Annotated in this window: 17 protein-coding genes and 1 pseudogene; 4 read left to right on the forward strand and 14 right to left on the reverse strand. The window is 62.9% G+C overall.

The window, feature by feature from the left end; translation table 11 throughout:
* Positions 1 to 121: 121 nt before the first annotated feature.
* Positions 122 to 685: a hypothetical protein gene (locus XH84_RS18995; RefSeq protein ID WP_128922756.1), complete on the forward strand. Its 564-nt coding sequence runs from the start codon at positions 122 to 124 to the stop codon at positions 683 to 685.
* 931 nt (positions 686 to 1,616) lie between these two features.
* Here the strand turns inward: XH84_RS18995 and XH84_RS19000 are convergent.
* The 3 genes from XH84_RS19000 to XH84_RS19010 all read right to left on the reverse strand — a co-directional run bounded on the left by XH84_RS19000 (position 1,617) and on the right by XH84_RS19010 (position 2,940).
* Positions 1,617 to 1,973: a type II toxin-antitoxin system RelE/ParE family toxin gene (locus tag XH84_RS19000; protein WP_128922755.1), complete on the reverse strand. Its 357-nt coding sequence runs from the start codon at positions 1,971 to 1,973 to the stop codon at positions 1,617 to 1,619.
* 7 nt (positions 1,974 to 1,980) lie between these two features.
* A complete protein-coding gene (locus XH84_RS19005; RefSeq protein WP_128922754.1) occupies positions 1,981 to 2,268 on the reverse strand; it encodes a type II toxin-antitoxin system ParD family antitoxin in 288 nt (95 codons plus the stop codon).
* A 228-nt stretch (positions 2,269 to 2,496) separates the two neighbouring features.
* The gene (locus XH84_RS19010) at positions 2,497 to 2,940 is read right to left on the reverse strand and encodes a TspO/MBR family protein (RefSeq protein ID WP_128922753.1); all 444 of its coding nucleotides are present in this window, start codon (positions 2,938 to 2,940) and stop codon (positions 2,497 to 2,499) included.
* A gap of 43 nt (positions 2,941 to 2,983) precedes the next feature.
* Here XH84_RS19010 and dinB point away from each other — a divergent pair, with 43 nt between their 5' ends.
* Positions 2,984 to 4,084: a DNA polymerase IV gene (dinB, locus tag XH84_RS19015; protein ID WP_128922752.1), complete on the forward strand. Its 1,101-nt coding sequence runs from the start codon at positions 2,984 to 2,986 to the stop codon at positions 4,082 to 4,084.
* A gap of 95 nt (positions 4,085 to 4,179) precedes the next feature.
* Here the strand turns inward: dinB and XH84_RS19020 are convergent, their stop codons facing one another.
* The 6 genes from XH84_RS19020 to XH84_RS19045 form a co-directional block, all read right to left on the reverse strand.
* Complete coding sequence (locus XH84_RS19020) at positions 4,180 to 4,473, reverse strand: hypothetical protein (RefSeq protein WP_128922751.1); 294 nt, start codon at positions 4,471 to 4,473, stop codon at positions 4,180 to 4,182.
* Between the two features lie 291 nt (positions 4,474 to 4,764).
* A complete protein-coding gene (locus XH84_RS19025) occupies positions 4,765 to 5,451 on the reverse strand; it encodes a DNA-3-methyladenine glycosylase I (RefSeq protein ID WP_164936665.1) in 687 nt (228 codons plus the stop codon).
* A gap of 130 nt (positions 5,452 to 5,581) precedes the next feature.
* Positions 5,582 to 6,118 (reverse strand): GNAT family N-acetyltransferase, encoded by a 537-nt coding sequence (locus XH84_RS19030; protein ID WP_128922749.1) that lies wholly within the window; start codon positions 6,116 to 6,118, stop codon positions 5,582 to 5,584.
* Positions 6,119 to 6,240: 122 nt separating this feature from the next.
* Positions 6,241 to 6,978, reverse strand: a complete 738-nt coding sequence (locus tag XH84_RS19035; protein ID WP_128922748.1) for a di-trans,poly-cis-decaprenylcistransferase — start codon at positions 6,976 to 6,978, stop codon at positions 6,241 to 6,243.
* A 30-nt stretch (positions 6,979 to 7,008) separates the two neighbouring features.
* Positions 7,009 to 7,383, reverse strand: a complete 375-nt coding sequence (locus XH84_RS19040) for a transcriptional regulator (RefSeq protein ID WP_164936664.1) — start codon at positions 7,381 to 7,383, stop codon at positions 7,009 to 7,011.
* The gene (locus tag XH84_RS19045) at positions 7,370 to 7,987 is read right to left on the reverse strand and encodes a hypothetical protein (protein ID WP_128922746.1); all 618 of its coding nucleotides are present in this window, start codon (positions 7,985 to 7,987) and stop codon (positions 7,370 to 7,372) included. Before XH84_RS19045 ends, XH84_RS19040 begins: the two co-directional genes overlap by 14 nt.
* 196 nt (positions 7,988 to 8,183) lie before the next feature.
* On the opposite strand from XH84_RS19045, the gene XH84_RS19050 reads away from it, so the two are divergent.
* Complete coding sequence (locus tag XH84_RS19050) at positions 8,184 to 9,428, forward strand: S1C family serine protease (protein ID WP_128922745.1); 1,245 nt, start codon at positions 8,184 to 8,186, stop codon at positions 9,426 to 9,428.
* A 77-nt stretch (positions 9,429 to 9,505) separates the two neighbouring features.
* Here the strand turns inward: XH84_RS19050 and XH84_RS19055 are convergent, their stop codons facing one another.
* The 5 genes and pseudogenes from XH84_RS19055 to XH84_RS19075 all read right to left on the reverse strand — a co-directional run bounded on the left by XH84_RS19055 (position 9,506) and on the right by XH84_RS19075 (position 12,581).
* Positions 9,506 to 10,243 carry a DUF899 domain-containing protein gene (locus tag XH84_RS19055; RefSeq protein WP_128922744.1) on the reverse strand — a complete coding sequence of 246 codons (738 nt, stop codon included), beginning with the start codon at positions 10,241 to 10,243 and terminating at the stop codon, positions 9,506 to 9,508.
* Between the two features lie 21 nt (positions 10,244 to 10,264).
* Positions 10,265 to 10,597, reverse strand: a pseudogene (locus XH84_RS19060) (SRPBCC family protein); the annotation flags it as partial.
* 11 nt (positions 10,598 to 10,608) lie between these two features.
* Entirely contained in the window at positions 10,609 to 11,073 is a 465-nt protein-coding gene (locus tag XH84_RS19065; RefSeq protein ID WP_128922742.1) for an ArsR/SmtB family transcription factor, read from the reverse strand.
* A 106-nt stretch (positions 11,074 to 11,179) separates the two neighbouring features.
* The gene (locus XH84_RS19070; protein WP_128922741.1) at positions 11,180 to 11,458 is read right to left on the reverse strand and encodes a DUF3551 domain-containing protein; all 279 of its coding nucleotides are present in this window, start codon (positions 11,456 to 11,458) and stop codon (positions 11,180 to 11,182) included.
* A gap of 148 nt (positions 11,459 to 11,606) precedes the next feature.
* Positions 11,607 to 12,581, reverse strand: coding sequence for a Bug family tripartite tricarboxylate transporter substrate binding protein (locus XH84_RS19075; RefSeq protein ID WP_128922740.1), 975 nt, complete (start codon positions 12,579 to 12,581; stop codon positions 11,607 to 11,609).
* A gap of 125 nt (positions 12,582 to 12,706) precedes the next feature.
* Here XH84_RS19075 and XH84_RS19080 point away from each other — a divergent pair, with 125 nt between their 5' ends.
* On the forward strand, positions 12,707 to 13,117 hold the full coding sequence (locus XH84_RS19080; RefSeq protein ID WP_128922739.1) for a VOC family protein: 411 nt from the start codon (positions 12,707 to 12,709) through the stop codon (positions 13,115 to 13,117).
* The last annotated feature ends 175 nt before the right edge of the window (positions 13,118 to 13,292 follow it).

Genomic DNA, 13,292 nt, shown 5'->3' on the forward strand with positions numbered 1-13,292 from the left:
TAGCGAACGAGAAGGCGGACTTGGCAATATCGACGCCGATGACCTGAAGCGGACACAAGCGCCGCTGACGTGCTAGGGTCGGCTCAGCAGATCGGAGCATTGCTTAATGCGGAGCGAGAACGTGGCCACGACGAGTGTAAGCAAGGATCGCTTCACAATGTGGCCGACTGCATTGGCCTGCTGTTTTCCCATGATCTTGATCATCCTTTGGAGTGGGCCGTTCGATCTGGCCTTCTTAGGCGTGCCGGTCTTGTTTATCACATGGACTTGCTCGGCAATGCTCGCATTCGGGATGGCGATTTTTTCCGTAAGTGCCCGTCAATGGTGGCGGGCAGTTTCGATGTCAGTTCTCCCACTCGCCACACTTGGCGTAATCGCTAATGCGGGCATCGTCTGGTCACTAGCAATGGAGACCGGAGAGAGAATCCATTTCCAAGCTATGCGCCGCAGCTATCTTGAGGATGTGTCGAAGCTTCCGTCGTCGGGTGAACCTCGTTTCGCTATATGGCACTGGGGTGGATTTGGAATCGGGCACGCCGTTGTCTACGACGAGAGCGATGAAATCGTGTCGCCGGAGCAATCGTCAGCTTGGAAGAAGAGAGTTGCAAATACCGAAGTCGGATCATGTGGCGCGTGGGGATCGCCGTTGGGCAATCACTTCTACCTCATTCGGACTGGTTGCTGAGCCTTTCACGGGCCAACGTCCTGCTGGACTAGACACACTGACCGTGGCGCCCGAGTGCCGGTTTTAGCCCTGAGCCGGCTTACGCGCGGCCGCAGCGGCCATCAAGATTCGTTCGACGATGCCGTCAAACTCGCTCTGGCCGATCGGGTCCAGCCCATCATAGGTTAGGTGACGCGGCCACCACCCATGACGAGTCCCCTCGTCGTGCAGCACTCTTGCTGCGGCCTGAACCTCTGAGTAGCTTGGACGCAATTTCGCTGCTCAATCCCAACGGTCTAGCCGCCGACGAACGGTGCCATAGCCGACGATCTGCGGACCCTCGCGCACAGTAAACGTAACGCCGGGCGCCAGCTTATCGCACATGGGGTGAGGGAAGTACATCAGCGTCAACACTGTTCTCATCTCCATGCCGACTTGAGGGACCGGCGGCCCCTGATGGAAGGCGACCCCGATGTACTCTTCAAGGCTGCGGTTGTGGTCTGTCACTATAGCCCGACGTTGGGCTGGGTCACCGATCGCGAGATGTGGCCGATAGGCATCTCCTGACAGGGCTCCTGGCGGCAATGGAGAGGTGCGACCACCCTCACTTTCCGGTAAGAAGACGACTGAACACTCGATACGCGCTGGTCTTCCTTTGGATATCTCGTCACTTTCCGACACGATCGATGTCTCACAGTCCCACAGGGAATGGTTCAACAAAACCGAAATAGACCGTACTACCCCGACAAAATCGGCAGAGCAGCTTTTGAGCATAGCATAAGATCGAAGACCGTCGCAGATTAAGCTGTTGGGGCGCATGGTTAGCGGCGGGATCATAGTGCCACGGCGAAGCAATAGTGCCCATCTTCATCGGCCGTGGCGCGCCAGTTGCGCCAGAGCATGCCGACGTAGCAAATCTGCGTCGTCGTTTCCCGGCAATGCTTCAGAACCTCTATCCCGCGCTCTCGTCGGAGGCAGATGGAACGTGGCGCTGAAGGTCTATCCTGTCGTGGAGTATCCGTACGATTTCGATCGTGCTGTTAGGTGCTGCCCTATACATCAGGAAGTGACTTCCGCGACGACCCCGTCGCGCAACGTGGAGCGTGCGAAGACCTGCCATGATCTCGTCCGGCGTCTTGGAGACTACGACATCGGGGCCGTTCGCGAGTTCGCCGATCGCCTGAACGAGCGTGTCCCGATAGGTGCGCGATAGTCGCGTGCCAAAATTCTCTGTGGTCCATTTGAGGATGTTGGCAAAGTCGACTTCTGCGGCAGCGCCGAGACGAACCCGCCATCTTCGCTCGGCCATGAGGGCTCTATTCGGCTGTTCTGGAGATGACCCTCTCCGAGAGGTCATTCAAATAGACTTGCAGCTCCTCGATATTCCCAAACTCTCTGAATTCTCCTCGGTCCAACGCCCCGACACCTGCGCGAGCTGCCGCGCGCAATGCTTTCAGCTTGCCCGCATCCTCCGCCTCGCGCTGCTCCACGAGCCGCAACCCGTCGCGCAGCACTTCGCTGGCATTTTGGTAGCGACCAGACTTGACGAGGGTCTCGAGGAGTTCTTCCTGACGCTCCGTCAGGACCACGTTCCGAGTGGGCATTTAGCATCCTCCGGGAGCTGGTTTGTCATGGCATAATATGCCATGGGCCCTTGGCGGGCTCAACCCGCAAGTTGTGGTCGGCTACCGCGGAATGCGATTGTCGATCCCGATCGCAGCAGCGGCGTCCTCGTCATAGCGTCACGGCGAATGAGTAGTGCCCATCTCCATCGGCCGTGGTGCACCAATCGTGCCGCCGTCGTCACGGCGGCACGATCGAGGCTGAATGTGTCAGTTCAAACGCCAGATCGCCGCGTTGAGCACGCCGGCGAACCCGACCCAGGCTGCGTAGGGCAGGAACAGCGCGGCTGCCGGACGATCACGTGACAGTTCGAGACCGATGTAGGTGACGATTGTAACGAACAGGCAGATGAGGATGACGAGCGCGGCCCCGATCTGGTGCATCGTGAACATGACCGGAGACCAGGCGAAATTGAGCACCAGTTGCGCAGCCCAAACTAGCATCGCACTGCCTAATGGTTCGCGGCTAAAGGTCCGCCAGCCCGCAATTGCGATCATGACGTAGAGGCTGGTCCACGCCACGGGGAACGCCCAGTTCGGCGGCACGAAGCCCGGCTTGGCGAGACCGGCATACCATTCTCCCGGAAGATTGGTTGCGCCGATCAGCCAGCCGATGCCGAGCACACCCATCACGAAGACCAACAACTGCAACATCCATCACCTCGCGCTTCCCATCGCGCGATTGTATCATCTTTCCATGAGCGAATCCGACACGGTGACCGGCGAGCCCTCGCCGGTGCGCAAGATCATCCATATCGACATGGATGCCTTCTATGCATCCGTGGAGCAGCGCGACAATCCGGAGCTGCGCGGAAAGCCGGTCGCGGTGGGAGGCTCGGCGGAGCGCGGCGTCGTCGCGGCCGCGAGCTACGAGGCGCGCAAGTTCGGCGTTCGCTCCGCCATGCCGTCGGTGACGGCGAAGCGGCAATGTCCCGATCTGATCTTCGTCAGGCCGCGTTTCGAGGTCTACAAGGCTGTCTCCAGGCAGATCCGCGACATCTTCGCCGAGCACACACCGATCATCGAACCATTGTCACTCGACGAGGCCTATCTCGACGTGACGGAAAATCTGCAAGGCATCCCGCTGTCGCGGGACATCGCGCTGCGGATCCGCGAGAAGATCAAGGCCGAGACCGGCCTCAACGCTTCGGCGGGCATTTCCTACAACAAGTTTCTGGCAAAGCTCGCCTCCGATCATCGCAAGCCCAACGGCCAGTTCGTGATCGCGCCGGAGATGGGACCGGCCTTCGTCGAGACACTGCCAGTCGGCAAGTTTCACGGCATCGGGCCGGCGACAGCTGCGAAGATGAACGCGCTCGGCCTGTTCAGCGGTCTCGACATCCGCAACCAGACGCTGGAGTTCATGAACGCGAATTTCGGCAAGTCGGGCGCTTATTATTACTGGATCTCGCGCGGCGTCGACGACCGGCCGGTCCGGGCCAATCGGATTCGCAAGTCCATCGGGGCGGAGAACACCTTCTCGACCGACCTTGCCGAATATGACGCGCTGGCCGCCGAACTCAGGCCTCTCGTCCACAAAGTCTGGCGCCATTGCGAGGCCACCGGTCATCGCGGCCGCACCGTGACCCTGAAGATCAAGTTTGCCGACTTCGAGATCATCACGCGCAGCAGGTCCGTCGTAGCCGCGGTCAGGGACAGCGACGGTCTTGAGCGGTTAGCCTGCGGCCTGCTCGAGGCCGAGATGCCGCTGCGAAAGCGCGTCAGGCTGCTGGGTGTCTCGCTGTCCGCCCTCCAGGCTGGAGACGATGCGGAGCCGCAGCTGACATTGGGCATTTGAGGCTCCCCGACAGCGGCATAGCGCTCGCGATGCACGAGCGACGGTGGCGGGCCTTTCCAGGACCCGTCACCGATGAAGGAGACTCGCTCGGGCCCTCAATGCCTCACGTGCTCGAACACCACGATCACGCCGGTCGGCTCGGGCTCGTGCGCCATAAGACGCGTCAGGTCGGAATCGCCCCAATCGGCGAGGCTGACGACTTCACCGCTCTGGCGATCGGCACCGACCGACGCGGTGGGCTCGAGGACCTTGAGGCCCATTTCGTCGACGAAGAAGGTGTGCTCGCCGAACATGCTGTTGAGCTGCGGCATGGCGGGATGTTCGTCGGGCAGCACCTGAGCGCCGAGTTGGTTGACGGTCTGCTTCACCTGTTCGGATGTGAGCTTCATGAGCTGCTCCGTTTCTGTGTCCGGTTTCATTGGCCGGGGCGGGAGCGCGCGTTCCCTGCGCCTTTGTCCGCCTGGCTCAACCCCGAACAGGTGCTGCGGGCAAATGTTCCGGCGAAATGTAATTTGTGATCGCGCGCTGCATCTGCCGCGCTCACGGCACGAGATCGCCACAAGATGCACACGATCTGCCCGCGAGCTGCGCTAATCGGCGGCTTGGACAATCCGGATGCGGTCGGCGCCGTCTCCGAGCAGGTCGTGCGGCCTGGTAGGCGCTTCTCCCGAGGCGTTCTGCTATTCGCTGCGGTTCTCGCCCACCGATAGCGCGCAGATGCGTGACAGATAAGTATAGGGCAGGCCGGTCTCCTCGGCCCAGGCGTTGAACTGCGCTTGCACCTTGGCGAGATCGCCCTTCGACTTGACCTCTTCGGCAATGTCGAGACCGGCGTCGCGCAGGCAGACGACGACATCTTTTGACGTGACAAAACCGTCCCACCCGACGAAGCGCAGCAGCATCTGGCCGGTGTTGCCTCCGAGACGGCTGCCGCGCTTGGTCAGGAGATCGAGCAGGCCGATCTGGTCGGACGAGGGCCATTTCGCCAGGAACTTGCCGAAGCTGCCATGCTCCTTCGCGATCTCCTGCACGAAAGCGGCGTTGTCGCGTACCGACATGATCTTGGCCCCGTTGCGCACGATGCGCGCGTCGCGCAAAAGGCCTTCCCAATAGTCCTCGGGCTGGAAGCCGAGCTTGGCCGGCTGGAAATGCAGGAAGGCCTCTTCAAAGCCATCCCATTTCTCATCGATCACGCTCCAGGCGAAGCCGGCGCAGAACACGCGCTTGGTCATCTCGGCCAGCATGCGATCGTCGCCAAGCTTCGCCAGACGCTTCAGGTCGGGCTTCGCCGGCATCAGCTTTTCCAGGGCCTTGGGCCCGCCCTTGCGTTTCTCGGCACGGGCGCGAATGGTCTTGAAGGGCGGCATGCGCACACAAGCAATTGAGGGCACGCCACGACACCAGAATTCGACGATGCAGTCCAGCCCCGCGGATGGACGCAGCGCCGCAGTTCGACCGCTCGGTCTTCGCGGGCAAGCGGGTTTACGGCAGGCCCGGCTATCGCGACAGGCGTTTTGCGAGATGAACCGACTGCCAGTCTCCGAGCCCGGTATCGCTAAATCCGGCCTTCCTGGCGAGACCGCGCATCTCGGCGTTCGTGCGCGCCGTCTCGGCGGCGATCATCTCATGGCCGAGATCGATCGCGAGCGTCTCCATCGCCGTCATCATCTGAAGGCCAACGCCGTTGCGCTGGAAGGCATCGGCGACCGAGATGGCAAATTCGCCGTGCCGTGCCGCCGCGTCGTAGGCGTATCGCGCTTCGCCGACGATCCTGCCCCGCCCGTCCTCTCTGAGCTCGGCGAGCAAGGTGAAATGATCGAGACCGCCGCTCTTGGCGATGCATTCGGCCGCGACCGCGCCGGGGTCCGCTCGCGCACCGCTGAAGCGCTTGTTGCGCGACGTCGCGGAAAGGCCGGTGAAATAGACCGACAGATTCTCCACATCGGATGCGCTGGCGGTTCTGATGCAGACAAGGCCCTTCGCTTCGGCCAGCTCGACCGGCTCGACGACGGCTCCCGGAAACAGCTGTGACATGCGTGACGCTTTCGGCAGGTTGCTGGGGGTTGCACACCTAACCGAGGCCGCACGCCAGCCGCTTGGACATGGCTGCCAATCATGCGGCTGAAAACGAACAGCTCGTTTGCACGTGCCGCGCGTCACACACGGGAGAGTGACGGCACCTCCTCGGGCATGATCGCCTGAAGGCCGCCGAAGCGGCGCTCGCGGCCGTGGAAGGAGGCCAGGGCCGCGGCGAGATCGCCCGCGTCGAACTCGGGCCACATCCGCTCGGTGAAGTGCAGCTCGGCATAGGCGCCTTCCCAGAGCAGGAAGTCCGACAGCCGCTTCTCGCCCGAGGTGCGGATGATGAGATCGACGTCGCGCAGGCCGGCCTCGCCGGTGACGAGCTGCGAGAAGGCTTCGCGGGTGATGCTGGTCAGCGCCGCCGCCTTCGCCGCAGCATTGAGGATGGCGTCGCGCGCGGAATAGTCGACCGCGATGCGCAAATGCAGCGCGTTACCTTCGGTGGTAGTTTGCTCGGCGCGCGCGATCGCGCTGGCGATGCCTTCAGGCAGGCGATCGCGACGCCCGATCACGGTGAGGCGCACACCGTTCTTGACCAGGCTCTGCACTTCATTGGCGAGATAGAAGCGCAGCAAGGTCATCAGTGCGGCAACCTCGGCCTTTGGCCGCCGCCAATTGTCGGTCGAGAAGGCGTAGAGCGTCAGCGTGCCGATGCCCTGCTTGGGCGCGGCCTCGACGATGCGGCGGATGGCCTCGACCCCGGCCTCGTGGCCGCGCAGGCGCGACAGGCCGCGCCGTGTCGCCCATCGCCCGTTGCCGTCCATGATGATGCCGACATGAAGCTTCTCGTTAAGGGACGCATCACTTTGCATTGCAAAGTCTCCGGTCAAAAAAGGGGAGGATCAGGTCGAGACGATGCCGAGCCGGCCGAGCGGCGGCGCCTCGCGGCCGGCGGCCTTGGCGGCGTCGCGCACCAGGCGCTCCAGCACGGCGAGATAGTCGAGGAAGCGGCGGCGCCCGGTCTTGGTGAGGCGGCAGGTGGTGTGCGGACGGTTGCCTTCGTAGCCCTTGGTCACGTCGACGAGGCCGGCCTCCTGGAGCACGGCAAGGTGCCGGCTGAGATTGCCGTCAGTGAGGCCGCACAGCTGCTTGAGGTCGGCGAATGCCAACCCCTTGGGATGCGCCATCAGCGAGGTCAGAAGCCCAAGCCTCGCCTTCTCGTGGATCACGCGATCTAGCCCCTCGTAGGAGAAGGGTGCGCTGTCAGTCTTCGACATCATGGTCTCCGGATGCGACATGCAGAATGGCCGCCATCACCGACTGCCCGATCACGAAGGGCAGGCCCATGGTCCATGGCGACAGCGCGTGGGTCTGGCTCGCAATCACCACCACTGAAAAGCCGGACACGAAATACCAGGCGCCGGCGAACGCGACGGTGCGCGGCAGCGAGCGGACGGAGGCGAAGATGCCGAGTGACACCAGGATCTGCCACAGGCCCGGCAGCAGCCACAACGTCTCGGCCGCGAACTTCCACATCACCACCGCGAGCAGCACGCCGGCAACGCCCGCGGGCAGGAACTGCTCGACCGCCTGGTGGATCATGGCATCGGCCAGACCCGAATGATGGCGGCGCGAACGCGCGCGCATCTCGACCCCGATGATCAGGACGGACAGTGCGGCGGCGACAAACCAGCCGACGAAGAAGCCGAGCGGCTCAGTGGTGGGATCGCCGAGCAGCCAGAATTGCAGGACGGCCGTGATGAGTGCGACGGCACCGGTCGCGGCCATCGTCGCCGGGCCGTAACCGCGGAATGCCGTGCCGGCCGCGATCTGGCTGCGGATCGCCACGATATCGGCCAAAGCCTTGTCGAGATCGCGCATTGGCAACGCCGAAGCCTCGTTCCGCTCATTTCGGGATTGCTGTCCCGTTACTTTGTATTGCAAAGTATATAGCGCTGCAAAGTAAAGGCAAGTCCGAAAGTCGCCGCGAGAGGATTCCGTCGGGACGGACAACTGCCGGTTGCGCGGCGCCCGCTTCCGCAGATAAGATGCGTCCAAGAGCGTTCCGGGGGCTGGTATGTGGCTTAGGTCATTAATCGTCGCGTCTTTTTTGCAGATGGGTGTCGTCGGAGCCGCGAATGCGGCGGGGCCGTTCGGCTCCGTCAATGTCGGCAACTGGATCGGCGGTGCCTTCAGCAACGACCAAACGGGCGCCTTCTCCCATTGCGCAGCAACGGCACCTTATGCAAACGGCGTCATGCTCGTCGTGGGCCAAAATGCTGCCGGTTCATGGACCCTGAGCTTCGCGAGTCCCAGCTACCGCTTCAAGCAAGGCGAGAACGCCGCGATCGATGTCATCTTCGATGGGCAGGAGCAGGCTCGGCTGTTCGCCACGGCCAATCAACCGAACATGCTTACCGCGGTCATGCCTGCCAACGTCACGCGAACGTTTCAGAAGGCAGGCCTGATGGTCGCAACGAGTGGGCGCACTGTCCTCAATTTCGACCTGACGTCCGCCGGAACCGTGGTCACGGCATTGGCCAATTGCGTTACCCGGGTAAAAGCCGATGGGCTCAGCAAGGCCGGTGACCTCACCAAGGTGGCCGCCAAGCCGCAGGCCGCGCCGGACAAGCAGGCGCCGCCGGCGTCCGGCAAATCCGGCAGAGGCAAGAGCGGCACCGGCTTTGTGGTGAGCGCGAGCGGGCACCTCGTCACCAACAATCATGTGATCAATGGCTGCGTCGGCGACATCAAGGGCAACCTCACCGGCGAGGCCGCGATGGTGCTGCGCGTCGTTTCGACCGACGCCAACAATGACCTCGCTTTGCTTCAGGCGCCGTCGACGACGGCATTCAAGGACTTTGCCCGTATCCGCGACCGCTCGTTCCACTCCGGCGATTCCGTCGTCGCGATCGGATTTCCCTACCACGGACTGCTCAGCTCGGACTTCACCGTGACGACGGGTATCGTGAGCTCATTGAGCGGCATGCGCAATGACACGCGTTTCCTGCAAATCAGCGCCCCCGTGCAGCCCGGCAATAGCGGCGGCCCGCTGTTCGACACCACCGGCCAGATCGTGGGCGTGGTCACCGGCAAGATCCCGGGATTGCGCATCGCCGCTGTGACTGGCGATATTCCCGAGAACATCAACTTCGCCATCAAGACCGGCGCGCTGCGCGACTTCCTTGACAATTCCGTGGTGCCCTACCAGACCGCCGAGCCCAAGGGAGAGCTCAAAACCACCGACATCGCCGGCAACGCCCGCGCCTACACGATGCTGATCTCGTGCACCGCCACGGAGCAGGCGGACGCGAAGCGGTAAAACGGCGACTTGCGCCACCCCAAACGCCGCCATCGTCCTGGCAAGGCCAGGACGACATTGCTGAGCGAGGTGCCCCCTCACTCGTGGCAGCACGCCTCCTTCGTCGCCTGCGGTTCGTACTGGTCGCTCAGGCGAACCCAGTCCATCGGATAGGGCAAGCCCTCCTCGTGACGGCCGAGCGGCGTGAGGTCGAGGTATTGATAGGCGGCGTTCATCATATCGAGGCCGCGGGCGAAGCATGAGTAGGTGTGGAAGATCTCGCCAGCCTCATTGCGAAAGAACACGCTGATGCCGGGCAGCTCGGGTCCGTAGAACGGCGTGGTGCCGAAATTGTATTTCGGCACACCCTTGTCGATCTGCTCGCGCGTGAACGAGACTTCGTAATCGTAGTTGAAGTCGTTGCTTCCCGAGGAGACCCAATCGAAGGTCCAGCCCATCCGCTTCTTGAACGCGTCGAGCTTGGCAACGGGCGCAAGTGAAATCGCAACCATGCTGGTGTCGCGCGCGGCAAGATGCGGCACCATGCGCTCGAAACCGTCGGCCCAGAACGAGCAGCTCTTGCAGGCGGCGTCCCAATCCGGTGCGAACATCACGTGCTGCACCACGAGCTGCGGCCGGCCCTTGAAGAGATCGCCGAGCGTCAGCTTGCCGTTCGGTCCGTCGAACACGTAGTTCTTGTCGACCTTGACCCAGGGCAAGGCACGGCGCTCCTCGGCCAGGCGTTCGCGGGCCGCAGTGAGCTCCTTCTCATGGGCCAGATGAGCCTTGCGGGCGGCGATCCATTGCTCGCGCGAGACGATCTGATGTTGCTGCATGGTGTCCTCCTCTGATCGGGATCAGGCGACGAAGGCATCGAGCTTGTCGAAGAACGAGCTCCAGCCGCGCAGATGGTTGTCGCGGGCGGTTTCGTCGAAGAACTGCGCGTGATGGAAGACCATCAAGGTGCCGGCGCTGTCCGGCTTCAGCGTGATCGTCACCAGCGATTCGCGCTCCGGCGTCGAATGCCAGGCCCAGGTGAAGACCAGCCGCTCGTTCGGCACGACGTCGCGATAGGTACCGCCGGCCTCGAAATATTCGCCGTCATCACGGGTGAAGCTGATGCGAAAGTTGCCGCCGGTGCGGACGTCGAGTTCGGCTCGAAGCGTCGCAGGCTTCATGTGCGGCGGCCCGAACCATTGCGCTAGCTGCTCGGCTTTCGTCCAGGCCGCGTAGACCCTTTCCGGCCGCGCGCGGAGCCGGCGCGTGAGCGTGAGGCTTGGGCGTTCCGTTGCGCGCTCGGCGGCACTGAGTTCGGCGTTGACGGCTGCGTTGGCCATGTCTCTTCCTCCACGAAGGCGGCAAGGCGATCGAGATTGTCGGACCAGAATTGCGCGTAGCGATTGAGCCAGTTCATCGCCTGCTCCATCGGCTGCGCGGTGAGCCGGCAGGCGACCGTGCGCCCGGTCTTCTCCCGCACGATCAGGCCCGCATCCGTGAGCACGTCGAGATGCTTCATGACCGCCGGCAGCGAGATCGGGAACGGTGCGGCCAGTTCGCTCACCGACAGGCAGTCCTGGTCGCCGAGCCGTGCCAGCAGGGCACGGCGCGTCGGGTCGGATAGCGCCGCAAACGTCCGGTCCAGCGTCTCGTCCTGATACTTAACCATAAGGTTTAGTATAAGTGCAAACGGGAACGCGTCAAGCCAGAACCTCAGCACACGGTTCTGCACGAGTGCGTGATCAGGCAGCGCTCAGTAGGGAACGTTGATCGCGCTAGTACGGCGCGACGGGCCGCGTGCGTCGGTGGGGCCGAGGTTGCGGCGGCTGCTCCTGGCCGTAGCCAAAGCGAGGATTGCGATCGCAATACAGCAGCCGGCCCGACACGCTGGCCTGGCATTGTTCATAGCTGTTGTAGGCGCATTCGCCGGGATAATCATACTCGCCACCCTGGGCGCACCATGGATAGTCGCGCGCCGCGGCGGGCGTGACGGTGGCGAAGCCGGCAAGGACCGCCGCCCCGAGCATCAGCAGCACCAATTGCGTCTTGCGCATGATCCAACTCCTCTCTAGCTGGCACGGGATACGGCGCCATCTATCATCAGGTTTCGCAGTGCCGTTTTATTCCGCATCAACGAAACAAGCCACGCAAGAAAAAGCCCTGCCGCAAGGCAGGGCTCCATGTCTGGCCATCAAAAGATCGCTAGTCGACCTTCAGGCCGGCGAACTCGACGACCTTCTTCCACTTCTCGGTCTCGGCCTTGATCTCCTCGCCGAACGCCTCCGGGGTCTGCACCCGCGGCTCGCCGCCGAGCTCGACCAGACGCTTGGTCATGTCGGGCTCCTTCATCAGCGTGTTGATCTCGCTGTTGAGCTTGGCGATGATCTCCTTCGGCGTGTTCTTCGGAGCGCCCATGCCGAACAGCGCACTGGCCTCGTAGCCCTTCACGGTCTCGGCGATCGCCTGCACGTCGGGGAGCTGCGGCGAGCGCTCTGCGGTGGTGACGCCGATCGCACGAAGCGAGCCGGAGCGGATGTGCTGGATGATCGAGGGCATGTTGTCGAAGATCACCTGCACCTGGCCGCCGAGCATGTCGGTGATCGCGGGCGCGGCGCCGCGATAGGGCACGTGCTGCATCTTGCAGCCGGTCATGGCCATGAACATCTCGCCGGACAGATGCACCGAGGTGCCGTTACCCGACGAGGCCATGTTGACCTTGCCGGGATTGGCCTTCACATATTCGATGAACTCGACGACGTTCTTGGCCGGCACGTCCTTGTTGACGGTCATCACGTTCGGAACGCGCTGGAACGAAGCGACCGGCGCCATGTCCCGCACGAAGTTGAACTTCAGATTGGTGTAGAGCGAGGCGTTGATGTAGTTGGCCGGGTTGACCAGCTGCAACGTGTAGCCGTCGGGCTCGGCATTGATGACCGATTCGGTGGCGATGTTGTTGCCGGCACCCGGCTTGTTCTCGATCACGAATTGCTGGCCAAACTTTTCCGAGAGCCGCTGGCCGATCAGTCGCGCCAGGATGTCGGTGGCGCCGCCCGGCGGATAGCCGACCACCCATTTCACGGGCCGGGCCGGATAATCGGCGGCAAGAGCCTTCGACAGCGGGGTGGCTGCAAGCGGACTGGCGGCGAGCAGGCCCAGCGCGGTACGGCGAGTGATCATCTCAAGGGTTCTCCCAACGTGTTGTTCTTGAAGCCGGATAGCTTGAACCCGGCGTCGGCGGGGTTGTAACAAAGCTTGCCGCAGGCGGAAAGTGCACGGGACGCATCACGACGAAAGGATAAGGCATGCCGGTCAAGGTCGAAGCTCTCGATCATCTCGTGATCAACGTCGCCGATGTCGCGGCCAGTGCGGAGTGGTACCGCAGGATTCTCGGCATGGAAGTCAAGGTGTTCGATCCCGGTGGCGGCAAAGCGCCGCGGACTTCGCTTCACTTTGGTAACCAGAAGATCAACGTCCGGCCGCGCGATGCCGACAAGGTGGAGTGGTTCACCGCGGACCAGGCGACCGCCGGCAGCGAGGACCTCTGCTTCCTCACCTCCGCTGCGCCCGACGAGGTGGTGGCGCATCTGCAGGCACACGGCGTCGCGATCGCGGAAGGCCCGGTTCTCAAGCAGGGCGCCTGCGGCACGCTGCGCTCGGTCTATTGCCGGGATCCGGATGGCAGCCTGATCGAGATCTCGTCGTACGAGGATTGAGGCAACCAGGCGCTACAAACTCGGTCGTCATGCCCGGGCTTGTCCCGGGCATCCACGTTCTCCGTGCTGCATGGCCAAGACGTGGATGGCCGGGTCAAGCCCGGCCATGACGGGGAGAGACCGAACACGCCTCACTTCGCGCCAGCGCTTCCCGATTTGCTCCCGGCCTCATCCG

It is taken from the genome of Bradyrhizobium nanningense, from assembly GCF_004114535.1.
Classification (GTDB): Bacteria; Pseudomonadota; Alphaproteobacteria; order Rhizobiales; family Xanthobacteraceae; genus Bradyrhizobium; species Bradyrhizobium nanningense.

Excerpts from the sequence above, each read along its gene's own strand:
- XH84_RS19000 (WP_128922755.1), bottom strand. The coding sequence starts at position 1,973 with ATGGCCGAGCGAAGATGGCGGGTTCGTCTCGGCGCTGCCGCAGAAGTC.
- XH84_RS19005 (WP_128922754.1), bottom strand. The coding sequence starts at position 2,268 with ATGCCCACTCGGAACGTGGTCCTGACGGAGCGTCAGGAAGAACTCCTC.
- XH84_RS19010 (WP_128922753.1), bottom strand. The coding sequence starts at position 2,940 with ATGTTGCAGTTGTTGGTCTTCGTGATGGGTGTGCTCGGCATCGGCTGG.
- dinB (WP_128922752.1), top strand. The coding sequence starts at position 2,984 with ATGAGCGAATCCGACACGGTGACCGGCGAGCCCTCGCCGGTGCGCAAG.
- XH84_RS19020 (WP_128922751.1), bottom strand. The coding sequence starts at position 4,473 with ATGAAGCTCACATCCGAACAGGTGAAGCAGACCGTCAACCAACTCGGC.
- XH84_RS19025 (WP_164936665.1), bottom strand. The coding sequence starts at position 5,451 with ATGCCGCCCTTCAAGACCATTCGCGCCCGTGCCGAGAAACGCAAGGGC.
- XH84_RS19030 (WP_128922749.1), bottom strand. The coding sequence starts at position 6,118 with ATGTCACAGCTGTTTCCGGGAGCCGTCGTCGAGCCGGTCGAGCTGGCC.
- XH84_RS19035 (WP_128922748.1), bottom strand. The coding sequence starts at position 6,978 with ATGCAAAGTGATGCGTCCCTTAACGAGAAGCTTCATGTCGGCATCATC.
- XH84_RS19040 (WP_164936664.1), bottom strand. The coding sequence starts at position 7,383 with ATGTCGAAGACTGACAGCGCACCCTTCTCCTACGAGGGGCTAGATCGC.
- XH84_RS19045 (WP_128922746.1), bottom strand. The coding sequence starts at position 7,987 with ATGCGCGATCTCGACAAGGCTTTGGCCGATATCGTGGCGATCCGCAGC.
- XH84_RS19050 (WP_128922745.1), top strand. The coding sequence starts at position 8,184 with ATGTGGCTTAGGTCATTAATCGTCGCGTCTTTTTTGCAGATGGGTGTC.
- XH84_RS19055 (WP_128922744.1), bottom strand. The coding sequence starts at position 10,243 with ATGCAGCAACATCAGATCGTCTCGCGCGAGCAATGGATCGCCGCCCGC.
- XH84_RS19065 (WP_128922742.1), bottom strand. The coding sequence starts at position 11,073 with ATGGTTAAGTATCAGGACGAGACGCTGGACCGGACGTTTGCGGCGCTA.
- XH84_RS19070 (WP_128922741.1), bottom strand. The coding sequence starts at position 11,458 with ATGCGCAAGACGCAATTGGTGCTGCTGATGCTCGGGGCGGCGGTCCTT.
- XH84_RS19075 (WP_128922740.1), bottom strand. The coding sequence starts at position 12,581 with ATGATCACTCGCCGTACCGCGCTGGGCCTGCTCGCCGCCAGTCCGCTT.
- XH84_RS19080 (WP_128922739.1), top strand. The coding sequence starts at position 12,707 with ATGCCGGTCAAGGTCGAAGCTCTCGATCATCTCGTGATCAACGTCGCC.